Source organism: Arthrobacter sp. MOO21 (assembly GCF_057369995.2).
The window spans coordinates 3,875,182-3,899,335 of sequence record NZ_CM170671.2; the positions used below are offsets into that span (position 1 = coordinate 3,875,182).

Sequence of the window (24,154 nt, forward strand, 5' to 3'; positions counted from 1 at the left end):
GCGGGCCCCCTACAGCGATTCGAGGATTGCGACGACGCCCTGGCCGCCGGCGGCACACACGGATACCAGCCCGCGGGCAGGCCGGCCGTTGGAGTTCCCCTTGGCGTGGAGCATCTTGGCGAGGGTGGCCACGATGCGCCCGCCGGTCGCCGCGAAGGGGTGGCCGGCGGCCAGCGAGGAACCGTTGACGTTCAGGCGTGAGCGGTCGATGCTGCCGAAGGCACCGTCCAGGCCCAGGCGGGTGCGGCCGAATTCGTCATCCTCCCAGGCAGCCAGGGTGCTCAGCACGGTCGCGGCGAAGGCTTCGTGGATTTCAAAGTAGTCGATGTCGGCCAGGGTGAGGTTGTGGCGGGCCAGCAGCCTGGGGACGGCGAACACCGGCGCCATCAGCAGCCCGTCCTTGCCGTGAACGAAGTCCACCGCTGCCGCCTCGGCGTCAACCACGGCGGCGAGCTTGGGCAGGTCGCGCGCGTCGGCCCATTCCTCGGACGCCAAGAGGACGGTGGAGGCGCCGTCGGTCAACGGCGTGGAGTTTCCGGCGGTCATGGTGGCGTCGGCACCAAGATTGCGGCCGAAGACCGGCTTCAGTGAGGCCAGCTTCTCCATGGACGTGTCCGCGCGCAGGTTGGCGTCCCGGGTCAATCCCCGGTACGGGGTCATCAGGTCGTCAAAGAAGCCGGAGTCGAACGCTGCCCCAAGGTTCCGGTGGCTGTTCAGCGCAAGTTCATCCTGGGCCTCCCGGGTGATCTTCCACTGCGCCGTGGTGAGCGCCTGGTGCTCGCCCATGGACAGGCCGGTACGGGGCTCCGAGGTGCCCGGTGCCAGCGGTGCCAGGTCCTTGGGACGGAGCCGGCTGAGGATCTGCAGCCGCTGCGGAAGGGTCTTGGCCCGGTTGAGGTCCAGGATGATCTCGCGGAGGCCCTCGCTGACCACTACGGGTGCGTCCGATGCCGAGTCGACTCCGCCGGCGATGGCTGAATCGATCTGGCCCAGCTTGATCTTGTTTGCCAGGCCGACCACTGTCTCAAGGCCCGTGGCGCAGGCCTGCTGGAGGTCGTAGACGGGTGTCTCGGCGGACAACGCGGAACCCAGGACAGCCTCGCGGGTCAGGTTGAAGTCCCTGGAGTGCTTCAACACCGCGCCGGCGGCCACCTGGCCGATGCGCTCATCCTGGAGGCCGAAGCGGGCAATCAGCCCGTCCAGCGCTGCGGTGAGCATGTCCTGGTTTGAAGATTTGGCATAAGCCCCCCCGGCCCGGGCGAACGGGATCCGGTTGCCGCCGACAATCACCGCCCTGCGGGTGGCTGGAACGGTGGTTCCCTGGGCTGCTGCCCCTGGGCCGGGCACGGACTGTCCGTCAATGGACATGGATAGCTCCTCTGGTCACAAGCGGTTACCGATACCCAGCGTACCTGATACGCTCAGTATCGTGAACAACCCGGATACCAGCACCGAACACCAGTCCGGCGCCAGCCCCGACGGCCGGTCCTCGCGCTGGCAGAGCCACCGGGAGGAACGCCGCCGGGAGCTCATCAAACAGGCGCGCAAAGCCGTGCACGCCCTTGGCAGCGACGCCTCCATGGAGGAGATCGCAACAGCGGCGGGAACGTCCAAATCCGTGTTCTACCGCTATTTCGGCGACAAGGCAGGGCTGCAACAGGCGGTGGGCGAGGTGGTCCTGAGCCAGATGCAGCACCGCATGCGGGAAGCTGCGCAGGGCGCCCAGACACCGCGGGAAGGGTTGCTGGCGATGGTCTCGGCCTACCTTCAAATGGCCGACACCAGCCCCAGCGTGTACACCTTTGTCACCAGCCACGCGCCGGGCGATCCTGGCGGCACGCCGGCGTCCGCGATGGGCAGTGCACTGGGCCACTTCTTCGACGCCGTTGCGGAGATGATCGCCACGCCCATGCGCTCCCACCTGGGCGGCGGCCGGGAAAACGTCATCGGCTACTGGCCCAAGGCCGCCATCGGCCTGGTGCGGAATGCCGGCGAGCAGTGGCTCAGCACGCCCGACTCCCCCGCCAAGCCCGACCAGGAAACCATGGCACGCCAGATCACCGCATGGCTGTGCGTAGGCATTGCCCCCGAGCTCACCACGGGCTCACAGACAACAAAGTTATCCGCCAACGAAGGACTGTGACATGACTGAAGTAGTGGACCGATCCACCCGCAAGGCATTCCGCCCCGCGGCCAGCCCGGCCGCGGCACACAAATCCGCCGGCACCCGGCCCGCCGTCGACGTCGCGGCCCTGGGTGCACAGCTGCTGGGCCGGTGGTCCGCGGTCCGGTTGCAGGCCAGGGAACTCGCCGCGCGGCCGGAACTGCACAAGATTGAGGGCCTGACGCACACGGAGCACCGCGCACGGGTGTTCGGCCAGTTGAAGTACCTCGTTGACAACGAGGCCGTGCACCGCGCCTTTCCCTCTGAGCTGGGCGGGTCCGACGACCACGGCGGCAACATTGCCGGCTTCGAGGAGCTGGTGGTGGCGGACCCGTCCCTGCAGATTAAGGCCGGCGTCCAGTGGGGGCTGTTCGGCTCCGCGGTGATGCACCTGGGAACCGCTGACCACCACGCCAAGTGGCTGCCGGGCATCATGAGCCTGGACATCCCCGGCTGCTTCGCCATGACGGAAACCGGCCACGGGTCCGACGTCGCCAGCATCGCCACCACGGCCACCTACGATCCTGCCACCGGGGAGTTCGAGCTCCACACCCCGTTCAGGGCTGCGTGGAAGGACTACATTGGCAACGCAGCCAATGATGGCCTGGCCGCCGTCGTCTTCGCCCAGCTGGTGACCCGGGGCGTGAACCATGGTGTGCACGCGTTCTATGTGGACCTTCGGGACCCGGCCACCAAGGAATTCCTGCCGGGCATCGGCGGCGAAGACGACGGCGTCAAGGGCGGCCTCAACGGCATCGACAACGGCCGGCTGCACTTCACCCGTGTACGGATCCCGCGGACCAACCTCCTGAACCGCTACGGCAACGTCGACGCCGATGGAACCTACAGCTCACCCATTGCCAGCCCCGGCCGGCGCTTCTTCACCATGCTCGGAACCCTGGTGCAAGGCCGGGTTTCGCTGGACGGTGCAGCCGTTGCCGCGTCCAAGGTGGCCCTCAAGGCCGCCATCCAGTACGCCACCGAACGCCGCCAGTTCAACGCCTCGTCCCACACCGACGAAGAAGTGCTGCTGGACTACCAGCGCCACCAGCGGCGCTTGTTCACCCGCCTTGCCGCCACCTATGCGGCCAGCTTCGCCCACGAGCAGCTGCTCGGGAAATTCGACGACGTCTTCTCCGGTGCCAATGACACCGACGCGGACCGCCAGGACCTGGAGACCCTGGCCGCCGCCCTGAAACCGCTGAGCACCTGGCATGCCCTGGACACCCTTCAGGAGTGCCGGGAAGCCTGCGGCGGAGCCGGATTCCTGATCGAGAACCGCTTCGCCTCGCTCCGGGCCGACCTGGACGTCTACGCCACCTTCGAAGGCGACAACACGGTGCTGCTCCAGCTTGTGGCAAAGCGCCTGCTGGCCGACTACGCGAAGGAATTCCGCAACGTCGACTTCGGTGTCCTGGCCCGGTACGTGGTGGGCCAGGCGGCCGGGGCCGCCGTCCACCGCACCGGCCTGCGGCAGGTGGCCCAGTTCATGGCCGACACCGGTTCGGTCCAGAAGGCCGCCATAGCGCTGCGCGACGAGGAAAGCCAGCGCGCCCTGCTCACCGACAGGGTCCAGACCATGGTGGCAGAGGCGGCCACCGCGCTCAAAGGCAGCGGCCGGCTGCCGCAGGACAAGGGCGCGGCACTGTTCAACCGGCACCAGAACGAACTCATCGAAGCAGCCCAGGCCCATGCTGAACTGCTTCAGTGGGAAGCGTTCACCGATGCACTGCACGGGGTGGAGGATCCGGGAACCAAGCTGGTCCTGACCTGGCTGCGTGACCTCTTTGGCCTGTCCCTGATCGAAAAGAACCTCTCCTGGTACCTGATGAACGGGCGCCTGTCGATGCAGCGGGCCCGCACCGTGGGCGGGTACATCAACAGGCTGCTGGAGAAAATCCGCCCGCACGCCCTGGATCTGGTGGAAGCGTTCGGCTACGGCGACGACCATATCCGGGCGGCCATCGCCACGGGCGCCGAGAAGGAACGGCAGGACGAGGCCCGCGCGCACCTGCGCAGCGAGCGTGCCAGCGGGCAGTCCCCGGTGGATGAGAAGGTGCTCCTGGCGCGGACGGCAGCGGGCAGAAGCGCTGACCCTGCGGGGCCACGCGTCCTCCGAGGCGCATGAATAACGACGGCGCCGCTCCCCTGCGCGGGGAGCGGCGCCTTCGTCGTACTGCCGGAGAAACGGTCAGCCGGCTGCCGGCAGCACCGAGCGGTACACCTCGAGGGTGGTTTCCGTGATGGATTCCCAGGAGAAGTGCTTCTCTGCGCGCTCGCGGCCGGCCTGGCCCATGGCGCGGGCACGGGTGGGGTCGGACACCACGTCCGTGAGCGCGGCGGCGAATTCCGTGACGAACTTTTCCGGATCCAGCGGCGTGCCGGTGCCGTCGGTGACCTGTTCCAGGTCCACGAGCAGCCCGGTCCGGCCGTGCTCCACCACCTCGGGAATGCCGCCGGTTGCGCTGGCCACCACGGCCGCCCCGCACGCCATGGCTTCGAGGTTGACGATGCCGAGCGGCTCGTAGATGGAGGGGCAGGCGAACGCCGTGGCGTGGCTGAGCACCTGGATCAGCTCGTGGCGCGGCAGCATCCGTTCGATGAGCACCACGCCGGTGCGCTGCTTCTGCAGGTCCTCGATCAAGGCGGCGGTCTCGGCGGCAAGTTCAGGCGTGTCCGCCGCGCCGAGGCACAGGACCAGCTGCACGTCGGCGGGAAGCTTTGCCGCCGCCCGCAGCAGGTAGGGAACGCCCTTCTGCCGTGTGTTTCTTCCCACAAAGACCACGCTGGGCTTGGCGGGATCGATGCCCAGGGCACGGACGGCGTCGTCGTCTTCGTCACGCTTCCACAGGTCGACGTCGATGCCGTTGTGCACCACGCGGACCTTCTCCGGGTCGACGTTGGGGTAGCTGCGCAGGATGTCCTGCCGCATGCCTTCGGACACGGCGATGATCGCGGCCGCAGCCTCGTAGGCCGTCTTCTCCACCCACGACGAGAGGGCGTAGCCGCCGCCAAGCTGTTCGGCCTTCCAGGGGCGCAGCGGTTCCAGGCTGTGGGCGCTCAGGACGTGCGGAATACCGTGCAGCAGGGACGCAAGATGCCCTGCCATGTTGGCGTACCAGGTGTGCGAATGGACCAGGTCCGCGCCTTCGATGTCCGGGACGATCCGCAGGTCCACACCGAGCGTCTGCACCGCCGCGTTGGCCGAGCCGAGGTCCTCCGGTACCTGGTACGAGCTCACGGTGGCGCCGTGGTAGTCAGCGTCGCGGGGAGCGCCGAACGCACGAACCTGCAGGTCAACGTGCTTACTAAGCACCCTGCTCAATTCGGCGACGTGCACCCCGGCGCCACCATAGATCTCCGGCGGGAACTCTTTAGTCACAATGTCTATTCGCACATGACCCAAGGTAGTCCTTCACGCATAACTGTTCTAGTGTGAAGGAGTCCGGGCGTACCGGACTGTCTTGGGGAGTTACGAAGGCGTACAGGAGCGACCACTATGCCGTTGAATAAAAAAGTCCTGGCCATTGTCCTCGCAGGCGGCGAGGGAAACAGACTGATGCCACTGACGGCAGACCGGGCCAAGCCAGCCGTGCCCTTTGCGGGCAGTTACCGCCTCATCGACTTCGCGTTGTCCAACCTGGTCAATTCCCGCTACCTGCAGATCGTCGTCCTGACCCAGTACAAGTCGCACAGCCTTGACCGCCACATTTCCGAGACGTGGCGCATGTCCACTCAGCTGGGCAACTACATCGCTTCCGTTCCCGCCCAGCAGCGCGTGGGCAAAAGCTGGTTCCTTGGCAGCGCCAACGCCATCTACCAGTCCCTGAACCTCATCCACGACGCCAACCCCGACATCGTCGTCGTGGTCGGCGCGGACCACGTGTACCGCATGGACTTCGCCCAGATGGTGGCCCAGCACGTCCACAGCGGCGCCAAGGCCACGGTGGCTGCAGTGCGGCAGCCGCTGCACATGGCCAACCAGTTCGGCGTCATCGAAGTGGACCAGAACGACTCCCAGAAGATTGCCGCATTCGTGGAGAAGCCTGCGAGCACCCCCGGCCTCGCCGCGGATCCCTCACAGTTCCTGGCCTCCATGGGCAACTACGTCTTCGACGCCGACGCCCTGGTGGCTGCGCTCCATGTGGACGCGGAACGGCTGGACACCAAGCACGACATGGGCGGCGACATCATCCCCTACTTCGTCAACCGTGGCGAGGCCGGCGTCTACGACTTCACCCTGAACGACATTCCCGGGTCCACCGAGCGCGACCGCACTTACTGGCGCGACGTCGGCACCATCGATTCCTTCTACGACGCCCACATGGACCTCATCTCCCCGCTGCCGGTCTTCAACCTCTACAACTCCGAGTGGCCCATCTACACCCGGCAAAGCATCTCCCCGCCCGCGAAGTTCGTCCGGGGTGACAACAACACCGTGGGAACGGCGCTGGATTCCATCGTTGCCAGCGGCGTGGTCATTTCCGGCGGCATCGTCGAGGGTTCGGTGCTGTCCAACGACGTCTATGTGGCCACGAGTGCCCGGGTTACGGACTCGGTGCTGATGGACAAGGTGCAGGTGGGCGAAGGCGCCGTGATCAAGCGGGCCATCCTGGACAAGAACGTCAAGGTCCCCGCCGGCGCGGCCATCGGCCTTGACCCGGACCTGGACCGGGCCCGCGGTTTCAAGGTCACCGAATCCGGCATCACGGTGCTGTCCAAAGGCCAGGAGGTTCCGGAACCGGGTGACGCTGAAAGGCAGCTTGCCGCCCAGCACCTGGGTGCGGTGCCCAACGCCGTGAGGGCCGCGGCAGAGCAGTTCCCCGAGGTGCGCGAGACCGTTGGCAAGGTGGCCGAAACCCATGCGGCAGCAGCGGCGAAGGCTTCACCGGACGGCGCACGGGTGTCCTGACCCGGCGTCCCCGCCCGGACCATCCGACCAAACGGGCCGGAGCACCACATCGGTGCTCCGGCCCGCGGCGTACGCTGTAAAATTGGGCTAATGAGCTCCCCCGACCTGACCCCTGAGGAAATCCAGGCCTGCCTCAAGGTCCTGAACACGATCCACGCGTACGACGAGGAGCACCCCGACTACATCTCGGTGCGGCGTGCCACCGGAAAGATGTTCAAAGCCGTCAAGCGGCACCGCAGGGTCACCAAGCGCGACCTGATTGCCGAAGCGGACAAAGCCGTCATCGCGCAGACAGCCACTGCCGCCCCGGACCGGATCGACGACGAAACCCGCGGCAACAAGCTGGCCACCTCAGCGACCGGCAAGGTGGCCGGCCACCTCATCAGGTCCCGCCCCTGCTACATCTGCAAGCAGCACTACACCCAGGTGGACGCCTTCTACCACCAGCTGTGCCCCGAATGCGCAGCCTTCAGCCACAGCAAGCGCGACGCCCGGACCGATCTCACCGGCAGGCGCGCCCTGCTCACCGGTGGGCGCGCCAAGATCGGGATGTACATCGCCCTGCGGCTGCTGCGCGACGGCGCCCACACCACCATCACCACCCGGTTCCCCAAGGACGCCGCCCGCCGGTTCGCGGCGATGGAGGACAGCGCCGAGTGGCTGCACCGGCTCCGGATTGTCGGCATCGACCTCCGCGACCCGGCCCAGGTCATGGCCCTGACCGACTCCCTCAACGAGGCCGGTCCGCTCGACATCATCATCAACAACGCGGCCCAGACGGTCCGCCGGTCCGGCAACGCCTACAAGCCCCTGGTGGATGCCGAGGACGAGCCGCTTCCCGCTGCACTGGAGCAGGCCAACGGCGGCCCCGAACTGCTGACCTTCGGCCACGCCCACGACAAGCATCCGCTGGCACTCGCGGGCAGCGTCACGGAACACCCGGTCCTGGCCGGCGACGCGATCACGTCGCTGGCACTGTCCACAGGGTCCGCCTCGCTCGAACGCATAGCCTCCGGGACGGCCATCGACGCCGGCGGACTGGTCCCCGACCTGGCCACCATCAACAGCTGGACTCAGGTGGTGGACGAAGTGGATCCGCTGGAGATGCTGGAGGTCCAGCTCTGCAACGTGACGGCACCGTTCCTGCTGGTGAGCCGCCTCCGCGGCGCCATGCAGCGCTCCACGGCACGGCGGAAGTACATCGTCAACGTCTCCGCCATGGAAGGCCAGTTCTCCCGGGCCTACAAAGGGCCCGGGCACCCGCATACCAACATGGCCAAGGCCGCCCTGAACATGATGACCCGCACCAGCGCCCAGGAAATGCTGGAGACGGACGGCATCCTGATGACTGCCGTGGACACCGGCTGGATAACCGACGAACGCCCGCACTTCACGAAGGTCCGGCTCATGGAAGAGGGCTTCCATGCACCCCTGGACCTGGTTGACGGCGCGGCGCGGGTCTACGACCCCATCGTCATGGGTGAACGCGGCGAGGACCAGTACGGGGTCTTCCTGAAGGATTACAAGCCCAGCCCTTGGTGATGGTTGTATGCTCACGGCATGAGCAACGAGTCATCCTCCCAAGTGCAGAACCTCGAACACCACGAATGCTGGGCCATGCTGCGGACGGTGTCCGTGGGCAGGCTGGCGGTCCTCGTTGACGGCCGCCCGGATATCTTCCCGGTGAACTTCACGGTGGACGGCGGCACGCTGGTCTTCCGCACCAGCCAAGGCACCAAGTTGTCGGCTGCAACCGGTGACGCCCCCGTGGCTGTGGAGGCGGACGGGGTGGACGCTGATACCGGCCTGGCCTGGAGCGTGGTCATTAAGGGAACCGCCGACCTCGTCAAGAGCACCGAGGAAGTGCTCGAGACCTCCCGCCTGTACCTGTTCCCGTGGCAGGCCGGCCGGAAGGACGCGTTCGTCCGCATCACCCCTGACTCGGTCACGGGCCGCCGCTTCAAGGTCACGGATCCGATGACCTGGTGGACCCAGATCAGCAGCTCCGCGAAAACCTCGTTCGAGTAACAGGCCGCCCAGGCCGGCCGGAACCCCGTGCCCCGGCCGGCCCGGCTGACCCGGGCGGCCCTCAGGCCAGCTGGGTGATTTCGACGCTGACGTTGAGGGCGGACCCGCCACCGCCGGACAGGATGCCTTTCAACGGCGACACGTCGCGGTAGTCCCGGCCGCGCGCAACGGTGACGTGGAAGTCGCCGGCCGGCTTGTGGTTGGTCGGGTCCCAGCTCCGCCACTCGCCGTCCCACCATTCCAGCCAGGCGTGCGACTGCCCGGCGACGGTCTCGCCGATGCCCGCGCTGGACCGCGGGTGGAGGTAGCCGGACACGTAGCGGGCGGGGATACCGCAGCTGCGCAGCGCGCCGATGGCAAGGTGCGCCAGGTCCTGGCACACTCCCTTGCGCTGGCCCCAGGCCTCCTCCGCGTTGGTGGTGACCGCGGTGGAACCGGACATGTAGGTCATCTCGCCGCGCATCCACGCGAAGACGGCCATGGCCGCGTCATGCGGGTTCTTGCCGGCCACGACCTCCGGGATGATACCCAGGACCTCGTCGCCCGGGCCGCTGAGCCGGGACTGCGGCAGCCAGTCGCTGAAGGTGTTGAGGGTTTCGGGGCTGGCGAGGACGTCCCAGCCGACGATGTCCGATTCGGAGGGGATCTTCTCGGCCCGGTGCACTTCCACCGTGATGTTCGACACCACTTCCAGGCGTTCGTGCGGCATCTGCATGTCGAAGGCCGTGACCCTGGTGCCCCAGTAATCACGGTAGGTGCTAACGGCCGCCTGCGTCGGGGAAACCTTGACCACCGATTCCAGGACCACCTGCTGGGAGTCCGTCAGCGGGGTCATCCGTGCTTCGTTGTAGGACAGGGTGACGCGCTTGTTGTACTTGTACGCCGTCCGGTGGACGATGCTCAGCCGGGTCATGAAACTTCTCCCACCCAGGCCAGTTCGTCCGCCTGATTGAAGTACTTACGGGAAATGGCGTCCGAGGCCTGGGACACGGCTTTCTGCACGCGCTCCATGTGCTCGGGAAGCTCGGACATGAGGTCGTCGGTGCGGTGGAACTCGAGGAATGTCCGGGCCTGCCCCACGATCCTGCGGGCGTCGTTGATGAACCCGACGCGCTGCGCGGACGGGTCCAGCTTGGCCAGGCACTCGTCGGCGTCGCGCAGGGCGTAGACGATCGAGCGCGGGAAGAGGCGGTCCAGGAGCAGGAACTCGGCGGCGTGCTGGTCGCCGAAGGCTGCCCGCCGGGTCCGCAGGAAGGATTCGTAGGCGCCGGCGCAGCGGAGCATGTTCACCCAGGACATGCCGGCGGAGAGGACATCGCGCGTGGACAGCATGCGTGCGGTCATGTCCGCGCGTTCCAGCGACCGGCCCAGCACCAGGAAGAGCCAGCTCTCGTCATGGCTCACCGTGGTGTCCGCGAGGCCGCTGACCATGGCCGTCCGTTCCAGTGTCCAGTTGCAGAACCGGTAGGTACCCACCACGTCCTTGCGGTGCTGGCTCAGCCCGTAGTACGTGGTGTTCAGGCTTTCCCACAGCCCGGAGGAAACAGTCTCCCGGGCGCGGCGGGCGTTCTCGCGGGCAGCGCCGAGGGAGCCGGCGATGGACGTGGCGCTGGTCTTGTCATAGGCCAGGGCGTGCAGCAGTTCCGGCAGGCCGAAATCCTCGTTCTGCGGGCGTGCGCCCATGACGGCGAGGAGTTCCTGCGCCACGCTCCTGCGTTCCTCCATGGGGAGGTGGTTCAGCCGCTCCAGGTGCACGTCAAGGATGCGGGCGGTGCCATCGGCGCGCTCCACGTAGCGGCCGATCCAGAACAAGGATTCGGCAATACGGCTAAGCATTCGCGGCTACCTCCTGCGTGCGCGGAATTGCTGGGGAAATCGATGGCCGGGCGGCCGGGGTCACTGCTGCTGCTCCGACTGGCGGTCGCGCCAGTTGCTCTCCACGGGCCAGACCGAGACCCGTTCACGGACCGTGACCGACTGGCGGGGAACGGTTTCCACCGGCATTTGGGGCGAGTCCGCCAGGACCCAGGTGTCCTTGGACCCGCCGCCCTGGCTGGAGTTGACGATCAGGGATCCCTCTTTCAGCGCCACGCGGGTGAGGCCTCCGGGCAGCACCCAGACGTTCTCGCCGTCGTTCACCGCGAACGGCCGGAGGTCCACGTGCCGCGGGCCGAATTTGTCCCCGCCCAGCGTGGGGACGGTGGAAAGCTGCAGCACGGGCTGGGCGATCCAGCCGCGGGGGTCGGCAATGATCCGCTGGCGGAGGGCGTCCAATTCGTCGTTGGAGGCGTCGGGGCCGATGACAAGGCCCTTGCCGCCGGAGCCGTCGACCGGCTTGACCACGAGTTCGGCGAGGTTGTCCAGGGTGTATTCCCGTGCCTCCTTCTCCTCGAGCCGGTACGTGTCCACGTTCGCGATGATGGGCTCCTCGCCGAGGTAGTACCGGATCAGGTCAGGAACGTAACTGTAGACCAGTTTGTCGTCGGCCACCCCGTTGCCCACCGCGTTGGCGATGGTGACGCCGCCGGCGCGCGCGGCGTTGACCAGGCCCGGGCAGCCGAGCATTGAGTCCGCGCGGAACTGCAGCGGGTCCAGGAAATCGTCGTCGATCCGCTTGTAGATGACGTCCACGCGCTGTTCGCCGGCGGTGGTGCGCATGTAGACACGGTTTCCGCGGCAGATCAGGTCCCGGCCCTCCACCAGCTCCACGCCCATCAGGCCTGCCAGCAGGGTGTGCTCGAAGTAGGCGCTGTTGAAGACGCCGGGGGTGAGGACGACGACGGTGGGGTCGTCGACGCCGGCAGGCGCGGTTTTGCGCAGGGCCGAGAGCAGCCGGCGGGGGTATTCCTCGACGGGGCGGATGAGCTGCTGGCCGAAGGCCTCGGGCAGGCCCTTGGCCATGGCGCGCCGGTTTTCCAGGACGTAGCTCACGCCGGAGGGCACGCGGACGTTGTCTTCCAGGACACGGAAGGTGCCGGCAGCGTCACGCACGACGTCGATGCCGGAGATGTGCACCCGGACCCCGCCGGCAGGTTCGAAACCGTGGACCTGCCGGTGGAAGTGGGCGCTTGTGGTCACCAGCTGCCGGGGGATCACGCCGTCGGCCACGACTGTCATCTTGTCGTAGACGTCATTCAGGAAGGCCTCCAGGGCACGCACGCGCTGGGCCACGCCCCGTTCCAGGACGTCCCACTCCGCCGCCGGAATGACCCGGGGCACGATGTCGAGCGGAAAGGGCCGCTCCTCGCCGGCGTAGTCAAAGGTCACACCGCGGTCCAGGAACGTGCGGGCCATGGAGTCCGCGCGGGCGCTGACGTCCGCCAGGGAGAGCTTCCGAAGGGCGTCCGCCACCTCCGCGTAGGATTCCCGTGCCTGCTGCCCGGGGGCGAACATCTCGTCGTAGGCTCCGGTCCGGCCCGCGGCCTCGGAGTAATCCTGGAATAGGTCTGACATGTCCAATAGCCAACCATCTTTTTGTTTCGAATTCATTACTGCCATCCATTCTCGCGTGTTGGCGGGGGTGCTCCGGTTCGTGGATTGCGGGCCTCTTCGGGCACAGTAGGTGAGTGCCCCGCAGCAGAAGCCTCCCCACGCCCGGTCCTGGCGGCCACGCCGGCGTCGGGCGCCTCCTCCCGGGGCTGGCGACGGCGGCCCTTGCGGTGGCATCGGCGATCCTGCTCCACGGCCTGTTCCCCCCTCTGCCCGCCATGACCCTGGCTGTGGTGCTTGGCGTCCTGGCCGCGAACCTGCCGGGAACGGGAGTATGGTCCGCCGGCCGCGCCCGCCCCGGCCTCGACTTTGCCGGCAAGCACCTGATGCGGGCGGGGATCGTCCTGCTCGGCCTGAAGGTCAGCATCATGGACGTCCTGGGACTGGGCTGGCTGGCGCTGGTCCTGATCACCGCCGTGGTGGCAGCCAGCTTTGGCGGGACCTACCTGATCTCGCGCCTGTTCCGCCTGCCGCCGGTGACGTCGCTCCTGGTGGCCACCGGGTTCTCCATCTGCGGCGCCTCCGCCATCGGCGCCGTGGCGGCCGTCCGCAGGATCCGGCACGCGGACACCGTCCTTCCCGTGGCACTGGTGACCCTCTGCGGCACCCTCGCCATCGGCGTCCTCCCCCTGCTCGTCCATCCCCTCGGCCTCACCGCCGGCGTCTTCGGGGCCTGGGCCGGCGCGTCGGTACACGACGTGGGACAGGTGGTGGCCACCGCGCAGACCGCCGGGACCGCGGCCCTGGCGATCGCCGTCGTCGTCAAACTCACCCGCGTGCTGCTGCTGGCGCCCGTCGCGGCTTTGGCAGGGGCGCACCACCGCCGGAGCTCCCGGCCGGACACAGCCGGCGCGAAACTGCCGCCCGTGGTGCCGCTGTTCGTCCTGGGCTTTGTGGCGATGGTGGTACTGCGTTCCACGGGATGGCTCGGCGGCGGCTGGCTGGAAGCCGGTGCCGTGCTCCAGGACATCGCGCTGGGCGCTGCGCTCTTCGGCCTCGGCTCCGCCGTGCGGATCCGGCACCTGCTGCACACCGGGGGCCGCGCGGTGCTCGCGGCGCTTGCCGCCTGGCTGCTGATCGCCGTGCTGGGCCTGGCAGCGGCCCTGCTGATCGCCGGGTGACCGTGACGGATCGGCGCCGTGATTAGATAGCCGGGTGCCACTTGAGAATCTGATGCGCAGCGAAGCCGCCGACCGTTCAGCCCTGATCAGCACCGCCAGTTACGACGTCTCGCTGGATGTCCGGCACGCCGCGGACCCGGACATAGCCGGCTACACCAGCCGCAGCGTCATAACCTTCACGGCCTCGGAGCCGGGAAGTTCAACGTTCCTCGATTTTATCGGCGCCGGCGTCCACAGCGTTTTCCTCAATGGCAGGCGCCTGCCAGTGGAGGACGTGGTGGACGGTTCACGGATCAGGCTGGAGAACCTCCTGGCGGAGAACCAGGTGACTGTCACCGGGACCGCCCTGTACAGCCGCTCCGGTGAGGGGATGCACCGGTTCGTGGACCCTGCAGACGGCAAGACGTACCTCTACACCCAGTACGAACCCGCGGACGCCCGCCGTGTGTTCGCCAACTTCGAGCAGCCGGACCTCAAGGCCACCTACACCTTCCATGTCATGGCGCCGGCACAGTGGGAGGTGGCGTCCAACGGCGCGGAGGTGAAGCGGACACTGCTCACCAGCGATCCGGCCACGGCCTGCTGGGACTTCGCCACCACGCTGCCCATGTCCACCTACATCACGGCGATCCTGGCGGGCCCCTATTTCAAGGCGGAGGACCGCTGGCAGGCAACGCTCGACGACGGGACACACCTGGACGTGCCCCTGGCCCTTTACTGCCGGGCGTCGATGGCGGACTCCTTCGACACGGACCACCTTTTCACACTGACCAAGAAGGGCCTGGACTTCTTCAACCGGCTCTTCGATTTCCCCTACCCGTGGGGCAAGTACGACCAGGCGTTCGTCCCGGAGTACAACCTTGGCGCCATGGAAAACCCGGGGCTGGTCACGTTTACCGAGAGCTATGTGTTCACCTCCCGGGCCACCGACGCCCAGTACCAGGGGCGCGCCAACACCCTGATGCACGAAATGGCGCACATGTGGTTCGGCGACCTCGTGACCATGCAGTGGTGGGACGACCTGTGGCTGAAGGAATCCTTCGCCGACTACATGGGCACCCTGGGCGTGGACCGTGCGACGGACTGGGACACCGCCTGGGTGAACTTCGCCAACAAGCGCAAGGCATGGGCCTACGTCCAGGACCAGCTGCCCACCACGCACCCAATCGTGGCGGACATCCCTGACCTGGAGGCCGCGAAGCAGAACTTCGATGGCATCACCTACGCCAAGGGCGCATCGGTTCTGAAGCAGCTGGTGGCGTATGTGGGGTTCGATGCGTTCATCGCCGGGTCGCGGGCGTACTTCCGGAAGCACGCCTACGGAAACACGTCCCTGGGCGACCTCCTCGACGCCCTGGGCGAGGCCTCCGGTCGGGACCTGGCAGGCTGGGCGCAGCTCTGGCTGCAAACATCCGGAATCTCCACCTTGTCCCTCGACATCGTTCCGGGGGCAACGGACGACGACGGCGTGCCCGCCGGGGTGGCGATCGTCCAGGAAGCAACGGATCCCGTCACGGGACGCGAGGAACTGCGTCCGCACCGCCTGCGGGTGGGATCTTACGATTTTGACGGCTCCGGTGCCCTGGTGCGGACCGGAAGCATTGAAACCGACGTGGTGGGCGCCCGGACGGAACTCTCCCGGCTCGCGGAACACCCAAGGCCTGCGCTGCTGCTCGTCAACGACGACGACCTCACGTACGCCAAGGTGCGGCTGGACCCGGAGTCCGAAGCCACCGTCCGCGCTTCCCTGGACCGGATCACCGATCCGATGGCGCGGGCACTGTGCTGGACGGCGCTCTGGAACTCCGCCCGCGACGGTGTGAGCCCTGCCCGGCACTATGTCGACGCAGTGGCCGCGTTCGCCCCTGCCGAAACTGGCATCGGTGTCCTGCTGAACGTCCTCGACAACGCCGTGACCGCCGTCGAACGCTACACCGCCGTTGGCAGCCGAACGGCTGTGCGCGCCTCCTTCCTGGCCACCGCCGCCGAAGAACTGGACCGGGCCCGCCCGGGCTCCGACCAGCAACTGGCCTGGGCCCGCACCCTCGGCGCGGTCAGCCGGCACGACGCCACGCTGCTGCCTCGCCTGCGGGGGCTCCTGGACGGGACGGACGCCGTGGAAGGCCTCGCGGTGGACGCGGAACTCAGGTGGCACTTCTGGCATGCGCTCGCCGCAAACGGGCAGGCATCCGCGGCCGAACTGCACGCCGAACTGAAGCGGGACACCACCGCCTCCGGACGCGCCGGCCACGCCACCGCAATGGCCTCCCGCCCCGATCCGGCGGTCAAGGCCGCGGCCTGGAACGCTGCCGTAGAAGGCAACGAACTGTCCAACCAGCTGCTGACCGCCACCATCAACGGATTTGCCACGGCGCCGGCGGACCTGCTCGAGCCATATGTTGAGCCCTACTTCGACTGCCTCCGGAAGACGTGGGATACCCGCAGCATCGAGATCGCCGGCCGGATTGTCCGGGGCCTGTATCCGGCGGCACAGGACCTGGCGGAAGGAACCGAACCGGCGGAGCACCGCGTGATCCGGCGCACGGACCGTTGGCTCGAGGAGAACCAGGATGCGCCGCATGCACTGCGCCGCATCGTCGTGGAACAGCGCAGCCACCTGCTGCGGGCACTGTGCGCGCAGGCCGCCGTCGTGGGGTCCCCCACCCCGGCCCCGCCCGCGCACTGACGGCAGGGCTCGATGCGCTGGGACAGTCCGTGCGCAGCGAACCCGGGCCTCACTGCGCCCTGGCGCTCACAGTGCGGCGTCAGGGGACCCGGTGAAGCCATTCCCGGGTGCCGAACTTGGATGCCACCCGTTCCTTTGCCGCGGCCAGTTCCTGTCCCGTCAGCTCGGACGGGGTGGCACCGTAGCGCCCGCTGAAGACGTCGATCATTGCCTCGATGATGGCGGTCCGGGCCAGGCCGGTCTGGCGGCGGAGCGGGTCCACGCGCTTCTTGGCGCTGCGGGTGCCCTTGTCGGAGAGTTTCTCCTTGCCGATCCGCAGGACCTCTACCATCTTGTCGGCGTCAATGTCGTAGCTCATGGTCACGTGGTGCAGCATGCCGCCGTTGGCCAGCCGCTTCTGCGCGGCCCCGCCGATCTTGCCCTGGTCCGTGGCGATGTCATTGAGCGGGACGTAGAAGGCGTTGATGCCCAGTTTCTCCAGCGCGGCCATGACCCAGGCATCCAGGAAGGGGTAGGAGTCCGCGAAGCTGAGCCCGTCCACCAGCGTCTGCGGCAGGTAGAGGGAGTACGTGATGCAGTTGCCGGCCTCCATGAACATCGCTCCCCCGCCGCTGATCCGACGGACCACGTTGACGCCATGCCGGGCCACGCCGTCGGGATCCACCTCGTTCCGCACCGACTGGAAACTGCCGATGACCACGGACGGCTCCTGCCAGTCCCAGAACCTCAGCGTCGGGGTGCGCAGCCCTGCCCCCACCGCTTCGGTGAGGACCTCGTCCAGGGCCACGTTGATTTCGGTGGGCAGGACGGTGGGTGCAATGACGTTCCACTCGTGGTCGGCCCACGAGGTCGCCTTGGCCAGGGCCCGGCGGACGGTGACTGCGACGGCGTCCGCGGAGAAGCCGAAAAGGACCGTACCGGCGGGCAGCGCGGCGGTGACTGCTGCGGCGAGGTCGGCAGCGGGCGTGGTGTCCGGCAGGCCGGTCAGCGCGCGGTTGATGTCCAGCAGCGCCTCATCCGGCTCCAGGAAGAAGTCGCCGCTGATGGACACCCTGGCGAGCGTGCCGTCCACGACGGCCACGTCCGCCACCACGAGCTTGCCGCCGGGAACCTTGTATTCTCCGTGGTGGTCACCATTCGCGCTGCGGTTGTGGGATGCGGGAAAGGGCTGCCTCATGATTCCCATCCTGCCCCAGAAAGCAGGTGCGCGGTTAACGCGAAAAAGCCCGCACCGTTGTGGGTGCGGGCTTTCTCCTGAAGCTTGGGCGAAGGAATTACTTCTTGCCGCCGAAGCCCTTGAAGCGAGCGTTGAAGCGCTCGACGCGGCCTGCAGAGTCCATGATGCGCTGCTTGCCCGTGTAGAACGGGTGGGACTCGGAAGAGATTTCGACGTCGATGACCGGGTAGGTGTTGCCGTCTTCCCACTCGATGGTCTTCGAGGAAGACACGGTGGAGCGGGTCAGGAACTTGGTGCCGGAGGCCAGGTCGTTGAAGACAACAGCTTCGTACTTCGGGTGGGTATCAGACTTCATAATGGGACCTTTGTTCACGCAGCTGGATTTTGCCAGCTGCCAGGTATGAATGGGATGGCTGGGATCTGCAGCAGCCGAAGCTGAAAAAGCAGGACAACCAGCTATCCATCATAGCGGACGCGGGAGGGCATGACGAACGCGTCCGCGGCCCCGCAGCCGTTCCGCTGCCCGGCGTCAGTTACGGGGGCGCAACTCCCAGAACGCGACCGCGGATGCAGCGGCCACGTTGAGCGAATCCACGCCATTGCGCATGGGGATTTTGACGGCGAGGTCGACGGCGGCAAGGGTCCCGGCGCTCATGCCGGCGCCTTCGGTGCCCAGCACCAGGGCGAGCTTGTCCGGGTTCCGCGCCGCGACCGCGTCCACATCCTCGGCGTCCGGGGTCAGCTCCAGGGCAGCAACGGTGAAGCCGTGATCCTTGAGTACCTGGAGGTCTCCGGGCCAGCTGTCCAGGCGGGCCCAGGGCACCTGGAACACGGTGCCCATGCTGACCCTGACGCTGCGGCGGTACAGCGGGTCGCCGCAACGGGGCGAGACCAGGACGGCATCGATGTCCAGTGCTGCGGCGGAGCGGAAGATGGCGCCGACATTGGTGTGGTCCACAATGTCCTCCAGGACCGCCACGCGGCGGGCCCCGGCGATCAGGTCCGGAAGTGGAACGGGCGCAGGGCGCTGCATGGCCGCCATGGCGCCGCGGTGCAGGTGGAAGCCGGTGATTTCCTCCAGCAGGGCGGCGGAGCCGATGAACACCGGAACGTCGGGGTAGGCCCGGAAGACGTCGTCGAGGTCGGTCAGCCACTTCTCCGCGAGGAAGAAGGAGCGCGGCTGGTGGCCGGCTGCGAGGGCGCGGCGGAGTACGCGGGACGATTCTGCGATGTACATTCCCTCTGCCGGTTCGCGCAGCTTGCGCAGGTGCACATCGGTCAGGGTGGTGTAGTCGCTGACGCGCGGATCGTCGGCGGATTCGAGGTAGTGGAAGGTCACCGGGCGATTATTTCAGCAGGTTGGCGATCATCACGCCGAGCGCCACGATGCCCAGGGCGAAGATCACTGCCCGGAGGACGCGGGGCGATAGCTTGCGGCCGACTTTCGAGCCCAGCAGGCCGCCGATAGTGGAGCTGACCGCGATCAGCAGCACCACCAGCCAGTTGATCCGGTCGAACGCGAAGAGCAGGTACGAGATGGCCGCCACCATGTTGACGCCGAGCACCAGGATGTTCTTCATGGCGTTGGCGTTCTGGATGGTGCCGGTAAGGAACACCCCCAGAATCCCTACCAGCAGGATGCCCTGTGCCGCAACGAAGTAGCCGCCGTAAACACCGGCCAGGTACACCAGGACCAGCAGCAGGATGCCGTGGCGTTTGTCCCGCACCGCGTGCTCGGGGTTGGCCTCCCGGTTGCGCACCCACTCCTGCAGCCGCGGCTGGAACACGACCATGAGCAGCGCCAGGACCAGCAGGACCGGCGCGACGTAGTGGAAGACCTTCTCAGGCAGGTGAAGCAGGAGCCACGCGCCCGATACGCCGCCCAGGACCGACGCCGGCAGCAGCCGCAGGACTTGCCTACCGCGGCCGGCAAGTTCGCGCCGGTAGCCGAAGGCTCCGGCGGCGGTGCCGGCCACCAGACCCATGGCGTTGCTCATGGAGGCGACGACGGGAGCGACCCCAAGGGCGATCAGCACGGGGAAGGTGACCAGCGTGCCGGAGCCCACCACCGCGTTGATGGTGCCGGCCCAGAGGCCGGCGATGGACACAATGATGCTGCCGAAGAGTTCCAAGATACTGGTGGGGGCCTGCTCTAGCGGCGGGCTGTGGCCGTGTAGCGGCCGGCGTTTTCGGACACGTCCAGCGGCAGGCCGAACGTGGTGCTGAGGTGTTCCTCGGTCAGTACCTCGGTGATGGGGCCCGCCGCCACGACCCCGCCGTCGCGCAGCAGCATGGCGTGGGTGAATCCCGGGGGGACTTCCTCGAGGTGGTGCGTGACCAGGACCATGGCCGGCGCTGCCTCGTCGCGGGCGAGCTCACCGAGCTTGTGGACCAGCTCCTCGCGGCCGCCGAGGTCCAGTCCGGCGCCGGGCTCGTCCAGCAGCAGCAGCTCGGGGTCCGTCATGAGGGCGCGGGCGATCTGGACGCGCTTGCGTTCACCTTCGGACAGCGTGGCGAAGGTCCTGTTGAGCAGGGGGCCCATGCCCCAGTCGTTGAGCAGGCGGAAGGCGCGGCGCTCGTCGTCGCGCTCGTACCCTTCCCGCCAGCGGCCGGTCACGCCGTAGGCGGCGGTGACCACCACGTTGAGGACCTTTTCGTGTTCCGGGATCTGGGTGGCGAGGGCCGCGGAGGACAGGCCGATGCGGGGACGGAGTTCGAAGACGTCAACCCGTCCCAGGACCTCGTCGAGGATGCCGGCGGTACCGCTGCTGGGGTGCAGCCTGGCTGCCGCGATCTGGAGGAGAGTGGTCTTGCCGGCGCCGTTGGGGCCGAGAATCACCCAGCGTTCGCCTTCGTTGACCTGCCAGTCGACCTTGTCCAGCAGGGTCTTTTTGCCTCGGACAACGCTGACGGAGTCCAGTTCCAGAACATCACTCATAGGAATAGACACTAGGACAAAAAAGAGGCCGACTGATAACCGGTGCAACTGCTCGAAAAAGCATGACGTGCATGGAATCAGCGTCCGGTGCAGGCGTCCTCAGCCGGTCGCCTGGAGGGGAGATGCCGGCGCCGTCCCGCTGCGCGGCTTGTGGTTGAGGTACTGCCCCGCCAGAAGGTACCAGTACGGCCAGGCCAGCCAGGCTGCTGCGCCCGTAGCGACCCCGGCCCCCATGAGGGCCATCCGCAGCCACTCGGGCCCCTGGAGAACGTAGCCTGCGCCGGCAACCGGCAGTCCCGCCAGCAGTGCACCGCCGATGAACCGGCCCAGCCGTGACAGCCGGCGCGGGTATCCCTCGACGTCGCGGAGGCGCCGGTGGACCAGGAAAAGCCAGGCACCCTGGAGCGTGATGGACGCCACCGACACGGCCGTTGAGGTGTTGAAGTCCAGTACCCTGAGGACCAGCAGGGCGGAACTGGCGGCGCCGGCCGCGCAAGCGGTGACGGTAAGCCACTTCACAGGCCCAGTCCATGCCGCCGGCGGCACCCGGCGGTGGACCTGCAGGATGACGGGGATGACCAGGACGTTGAACACGGCGCCGGTAGCGTCATTGATGGTGCCAAAAACATACGGGCCGCCACGGGGTACTTCCACGGCGTACATGGCGGCGAGGGACACCGCCCCCGCTGCCCCGGCGGCCGCCGCCGCATAGGCGAAGCGTGACGCCGTGCTGTCACCGCGGATGCCGATCAGCTGGTCCATCCTGCCCTCCTGTTGTCAGGACGCATCCAATAGGTACCCAGCCAAACCCCATCGTAGGCCGGTGCCCGCCACTTCGACAGGGGCGCGTTCCGGCGGCCGTTCCCGGCTTCGCCCGACGCAACAGATTCAAGGGACCAGTCCCCCGCTGACTAAGATTGCAGGCATGACTTCGAACGTGACTGCGGTCAGCTACGGCCTGAATGTGACCCCGACCGGGCTGGAGCAGTTGCGTTCCGTCCTTACCTTGCAGGGCGCCGCAGTGCTCTCCGAAGACACCGGCGGAGACGGCCGGTACCAGGTGCACGTAGCCGGGCTCCAGCTTCCTGATGCAACGGCTGCTGGCCTTGCCGGCCTGCGCCATGCCGTGGCCGAAGCCTCGATCAGCGGTTTCGACACCGCGCTGGTCCCCAACGGCCTCCGCTCGGCGGGCCGCAAGCTCCTCATCATGGACGTCGACTCCACCCTGATCCAGCAGGAGGTCATCGAACTCCTCGCAGCCTACGCCGGCAAGCGCGAGGAGGTCGCCGCCGTTACCGAAGCCGCCATGCGCGGCGAGCTGGACTTCACCCAGAGCCTGCACGCCCGGGTGGCGGTGCTCGCGGGGCTGCCGGCCGACGTCGTCCATTCCGTCCGGAACGAGGTGAAACTCAGCGAAGGGGCGGCGGAGCTCGTGGCCGCCTTCAAGGCGGCAGGGCACGTGGTGGCCGTGGTGTCCGGCGGCTTCAACCAGATCCTGGAGCCCATCGCCGCGGAGCTGGGCCTGGACTACTGGCAGGCGAACGAGCTGGAAATCGTGGACGGCGCCCTGACGGGCAAGGTGCTGGGCGCCGTGGTGGACCGTGCCGCAAAAGAAAAATACCTGCGTGAATGGGCAGCCGCGGAAGGCATCGCCCTGGAACACACCGTCGCGGTGGGCGACGGCGCCAACGACCTGGACATGCTCGGCGCCGCTGGGATCGGCGTCGCATTCAATGCCAAACCCGCGGTGCGCGCGGTAGCCGATGCCGCCGTCAACATGCCCTTCCTTGACGCCGTCCGCCACGTCGCCGGGGTCTGACTCCCCTTAAGAGGACGGGCCCCGCCTGCAGGATTTCCCTGCGGGCGGGGGCCCGTCCGGTGCTCGGGAGACTAGCTTGCGGGCTGGGCGCCCTTGCCGAAGTAGTCGGCACCGCCGGCGTATTCGGTGTGGCCGGACTCGACGTCCGCGGTGGCCATGCCGGCCACAACCTCAGCGAACTCTTCCACCGAGTAGAGCTTGCCCGCCTCGGCCCGCCGCGCCTCGATGGCGCCCGGGGTGGAGCGGTCCAGCAGCGTGGCAGTGACCGTGCCTTCGATCATGTCGCCGGAGACCACCACGAGGGAGATTCCCTTTTCCGCCAGGTTGGGGATCAGTTCGCGCAGGGCGTCCTCACCGGCGCGCTTGCTCCGGGCCACGGGCTCGTAGGCAGGCATGGTGGGAACCGTGTTGATGAAGTGGGCCTGGTGGCTGGTGACGAACACCACGCGGGACCCTTCCTTCATCAGCGGCACCGCGGCGTTGAGCATGTTCACCTGGGCGTCACGGTTCAGCTTCAGTGCGTAGTCCTCACCCATGCCGGTCTCCATCCCGCCCGAAGCGTTCAGGACCAGGATGTCCAGGGATCCGAAGTTCTCCATGGCGGCGCTGGCCAGGGCCTGGACGCCCTCCTGCGTGGTCAGGTCCGCGCCCACGGCAACGGCACGGCCGCCGGCGGCTTCGATTCCCTGTACCACCTTGTTGGCGCGGGGCGCCTTCTGGCGGTAGTTGACGACGACGGCGGCACCCTCCGAGGCGAGGATCTTGGCGACGTCAGCGCCGATGCCCCGGGAGGATCCGGTGACGATGGCGGTCTTGTTGTCCAGCAGTCCCATGCATGCTTCCTTTGTTTGAAACGTCTAAATCGCTGATGGTCTGCTGTCCATCATGCCAGCGGATGTCGGTGATTCGCTTGTGTGACCCCCACAAAGAAGAACCCCGCCCCTAGTGTGCAGGAATGGTCAGTGCCCCATGCCCAGGCCGCCATCCACCGGGATGACGGCCCCCGAGATGTAGGCTGCTTCGTCGCTGGCGATCCAGCGGACCACGTTGGCAACCTCGGAGGCCTCGGCGAAGCGCCCGGCGGGGATGCTGGCCAGGTAGTCCTTCTGGGTGGCTTCGGGGAGCTCGGCCGTCATATCGGTGTTGATGAACCCGGGGGCCACCACGTTGGCGGTGATGCCGCGGGAACCCAGTTCGCGGGTCAGGGACCTGGCGATGCCCACCAGGCCCGCCTTGGACGCCGAGTAGTTGATCTGGCCCGGCGCACCGTAAAGGCCGGACACGGAGGAGATCAGGACCACGCGGCCCTTGCGCAGGCGGATCATGCCCTTGGACGCGCGCTTGATGACCCGGAAAGCCCCGGTGAGGTTGGTGTCGATGACGGAGGTGAAGTCGTCCTCGCTCATGCGCAGCAGCAGGGTGTCCTTGGTGATGCCGGCGTTGGCCACCAGGACCTCCACCGGGCCGTGGGCGGCTTCCACCTCTTTGAACGCTGAATCTACGGAGGCCTCATCGGTGACGTCGGCTTTGACGCCCAGGATGCCCTCCGGGAGCGTGGTTTCGCTGCGGTAGGTGACGGCCACCTTGTCCCCGTTGGCCAGGAACGCTTCCGCGATGGCCAGGCCAATGCCGCGGTTGCCGCCGGTGATCAGGACGCTGCGCGGGGCGGTGGCTGCTTCACTCATGTAAAAGCTCCGGGTTTCTGCGGCACAGTGCGCCGCGGTAGGAAGGTGTGGTTTGGGCTGCCTTTGATCTTAGCGGCAGCCCCGGCGCGGGTTTGGGCAGCACTGCCGATGGTGCGAGAATTAAGGGAAGCCTTT

At 67.4% G+C, this 24,154-nt stretch carries 21 protein-coding genes; 8 read left to right on the forward strand and 13 right to left on the reverse strand.

Annotation, left to right across the window (positions count from 1 at the left end):
- Nucleotides 1-9: 9 nt before the first annotated feature.
- Nucleotides 10-1,368 (reverse strand): acetyl-CoA C-acetyltransferase, encoded by a 1,359-nt coding sequence (locus tag AC2JAJ_RS18065; RefSeq protein WP_473697284.1) that lies wholly within the window; start codon nt 1,366-1,368, stop codon nt 10-12.
- 61 nt (nt 1,369-1,429) lie between these two features.
- Between AC2JAJ_RS18065 and AC2JAJ_RS18070 the strand changes: the two genes are divergently transcribed.
- Both AC2JAJ_RS18070 and AC2JAJ_RS18075 read left to right on the forward strand, forming a co-directional pair.
- A complete protein-coding gene (locus AC2JAJ_RS18070) occupies nt 1,430-2,143 on the forward strand; it encodes a TetR/AcrR family transcriptional regulator (RefSeq protein WP_308287845.1) in 714 nt (237 codons plus the stop codon).
- A 1-nt stretch (nt 2,144) separates the two neighbouring features.
- Complete coding sequence (locus AC2JAJ_RS18075; RefSeq protein WP_486414973.1) at nt 2,145-4,292, forward strand: acyl-CoA dehydrogenase family protein; 2,148 nt, start codon at nt 2,145-2,147, stop codon at nt 4,290-4,292.
- 63 nt (nt 4,293-4,355) lie between these two features.
- Here the strand turns inward: AC2JAJ_RS18075 and glgA are convergent, their stop codons facing one another.
- Nucleotides 4,356-5,561, reverse strand: a complete 1,206-nt coding sequence (gene glgA / locus AC2JAJ_RS18080) for a glycogen synthase (protein ID WP_221385070.1) — start codon at nt 5,559-5,561, stop codon at nt 4,356-4,358.
- A gap of 102 nt (nt 5,562-5,663) precedes the next feature.
- Between glgA and glgC the strand changes: the two genes are divergently transcribed.
- The 3 genes from glgC to AC2JAJ_RS18095 all read left to right on the forward strand — a co-directional run bounded on the left by glgC (nt 5,664) and on the right by AC2JAJ_RS18095 (nt 9,104).
- Nucleotides 5,664-7,076, forward strand: coding sequence for a glucose-1-phosphate adenylyltransferase (gene glgC, locus AC2JAJ_RS18085; protein ID WP_221385071.1), 1,413 nt, complete (start codon nt 5,664-5,666; stop codon nt 7,074-7,076).
- Between the two features lie 90 nt (nt 7,077-7,166).
- On the forward strand, nt 7,167-8,618 hold the full coding sequence (locus AC2JAJ_RS18090; protein WP_486414972.1) for an SDR family NAD(P)-dependent oxidoreductase: 1,452 nt from the start codon (nt 7,167-7,169) through the stop codon (nt 8,616-8,618).
- An 18-nt stretch (nt 8,619-8,636) separates the two neighbouring features.
- On the forward strand, nt 8,637-9,104 hold the full coding sequence (locus AC2JAJ_RS18095; protein WP_221385073.1) for a pyridoxamine 5'-phosphate oxidase family protein: 468 nt from the start codon (nt 8,637-8,639) through the stop codon (nt 9,102-9,104).
- Nucleotides 9,105-9,165: 61 nt separating this feature from the next.
- Here AC2JAJ_RS18095 and AC2JAJ_RS18100 read toward each other — a convergent pair whose 3' ends face one another.
- From AC2JAJ_RS18100 to AC2JAJ_RS18110, 3 genes are read right to left on the reverse strand one after another with little or no spacing between them, the layout of a single operon-like run.
- The gene (locus AC2JAJ_RS18100) at nt 9,166-10,017 is read right to left on the reverse strand and encodes a transglutaminase family protein (protein WP_221385074.1); all 852 of its coding nucleotides are present in this window, start codon (nt 10,015-10,017) and stop codon (nt 9,166-9,168) included.
- Nucleotides 10,014-10,940, reverse strand: a complete 927-nt coding sequence (locus tag AC2JAJ_RS18105) for an alpha-E domain-containing protein (protein ID WP_221385075.1) — start codon at nt 10,938-10,940, stop codon at nt 10,014-10,016. The genes AC2JAJ_RS18100 and AC2JAJ_RS18105 overlap by 4 nt, the downstream gene beginning before the upstream one ends.
- 60 nt (nt 10,941-11,000) lie before the next feature.
- The gene (locus AC2JAJ_RS18110) at nt 11,001-12,557 is read right to left on the reverse strand and encodes a circularly permuted type 2 ATP-grasp protein (protein WP_486414970.1); all 1,557 of its coding nucleotides are present in this window, start codon (nt 12,555-12,557) and stop codon (nt 11,001-11,003) included.
- 113 nt (nt 12,558-12,670) lie between these two features.
- On the opposite strand from AC2JAJ_RS18110, the gene AC2JAJ_RS18115 reads away from it, so the two are divergent.
- Nucleotides 12,671-13,714: a putative sulfate exporter family transporter gene (locus tag AC2JAJ_RS18115; protein WP_501053235.1), complete on the forward strand. Its 1,044-nt coding sequence runs from the start codon at nt 12,671-12,673 to the stop codon at nt 13,712-13,714.
- A gap of 52 nt (nt 13,715-13,766) precedes the next feature.
- Entirely contained in the window at nt 13,767-16,400 is a 2,634-nt protein-coding gene (gene pepN, locus AC2JAJ_RS18120) for an aminopeptidase N (RefSeq protein WP_501053482.1), read from the forward strand.
- A 79-nt stretch (nt 16,401-16,479) separates the two neighbouring features.
- Here the strand turns inward: pepN and lplAB are convergent, their stop codons facing one another.
- The 6 genes from lplAB to AC2JAJ_RS18150 form a co-directional block, all read right to left on the reverse strand.
- The gene (gene lplAB, locus AC2JAJ_RS18125; RefSeq protein ID WP_486414969.1) at nt 16,480-17,577 is read right to left on the reverse strand and encodes a lipoate-protein ligase LplAB; all 1,098 of its coding nucleotides are present in this window, start codon (nt 17,575-17,577) and stop codon (nt 16,480-16,482) included.
- A 97-nt stretch (nt 17,578-17,674) separates the two neighbouring features.
- The gene (locus AC2JAJ_RS18130) at nt 17,675-17,932 is read right to left on the reverse strand and encodes a type B 50S ribosomal protein L31 (RefSeq protein WP_018761303.1); all 258 of its coding nucleotides are present in this window, start codon (nt 17,930-17,932) and stop codon (nt 17,675-17,677) included.
- A 174-nt stretch (nt 17,933-18,106) separates the two neighbouring features.
- Nucleotides 18,107-18,916: a TrmH family RNA methyltransferase gene (locus AC2JAJ_RS18135; RefSeq protein ID WP_486414968.1), complete on the reverse strand. Its 810-nt coding sequence runs from the start codon at nt 18,914-18,916 to the stop codon at nt 18,107-18,109.
- 7 nt (nt 18,917-18,923) lie between these two features.
- Complete coding sequence (locus tag AC2JAJ_RS18140; protein ID WP_486414967.1) at nt 18,924-19,709, reverse strand: sulfite exporter TauE/SafE family protein; 786 nt, start codon at nt 19,707-19,709, stop codon at nt 18,924-18,926.
- A gap of 20 nt (nt 19,710-19,729) precedes the next feature.
- Nucleotides 19,730-20,515: an ABC transporter ATP-binding protein gene (locus AC2JAJ_RS18145; RefSeq protein WP_473697292.1), complete on the reverse strand. Its 786-nt coding sequence runs from the start codon at nt 20,513-20,515 to the stop codon at nt 19,730-19,732.
- Between the two features lie 99 nt (nt 20,516-20,614).
- Complete coding sequence (locus AC2JAJ_RS18150) at nt 20,615-21,277, reverse strand: hypothetical protein (RefSeq protein ID WP_486414966.1); 663 nt, start codon at nt 21,275-21,277, stop codon at nt 20,615-20,617.
- 163 nt (nt 21,278-21,440) lie between these two features.
- Here AC2JAJ_RS18150 and serB point away from each other — a divergent pair, with 163 nt between their 5' ends.
- On the forward strand, nt 21,441-22,334 hold the full coding sequence (gene serB, locus AC2JAJ_RS18155) for a phosphoserine phosphatase SerB (RefSeq protein ID WP_486414965.1): 894 nt from the start codon (nt 21,441-21,443) through the stop codon (nt 22,332-22,334).
- Nucleotides 22,335-22,405: 71 nt separating this feature from the next.
- Here the strand turns inward: serB and AC2JAJ_RS18160 are convergent, their stop codons facing one another.
- Nucleotides 22,406-23,167 (reverse strand): SDR family oxidoreductase, encoded by a 762-nt coding sequence (locus AC2JAJ_RS18160; RefSeq protein ID WP_221385085.1) that lies wholly within the window; start codon nt 23,165-23,167, stop codon nt 22,406-22,408.
- 126 nt (nt 23,168-23,293) lie between these two features.
- On the reverse strand, nt 23,294-24,019 hold the full coding sequence (locus AC2JAJ_RS18165) for a beta-ketoacyl-ACP reductase (protein ID WP_486414964.1): 726 nt from the start codon (nt 24,017-24,019) through the stop codon (nt 23,294-23,296).
- Nucleotides 24,020-24,154: the final 135 nt, after the last annotated feature.